The following is a 260-nucleotide window of genomic DNA, read 5'->3' on the forward strand; positions in this document are numbered from 1 at the left end:
CTCCGGGCCCGGCGGTGCGGGGGTGCGGGCCGGGGGGACGGGGCGGGCCGGTGGTCATTGGCGGGGGTCGCGGAGTCTGCCGATGCGTTCGCGGTCGAGGCGGAGTTCGGTGCGGAGCAGGCGGGTGATCCGCCCCGTCAGCCGGTGGGTCAGCTCGTCGAGCTGGAAATCGTTGAGCGCCCGGGGATCGAAGACGGCCTCGGGGGCGGGAGCGGCTTCGGGGACGGGCGAGGCCGCCGAGGAGCCGGCGGGGCTCCGCC

General features: G+C 77.7%; 1 pseudogene. It reads right to left on the reverse strand.

Going from position 1 to position 260, the window contains the following annotated elements:
- Positions 1-54: 54 nt before the first annotated feature.
- Positions 55-260: pseudogene (locus tag G3I42_RS09085) on the reverse strand (extensin); the annotation flags it as partial.

The sequence above is a fragment of the Streptomyces sp. SID11385 genome (assembly GCF_010548245.1).
Classification (GTDB): Bacteria; Actinomycetota; Actinomycetes; order Streptomycetales; family Streptomycetaceae; genus Streptomyces.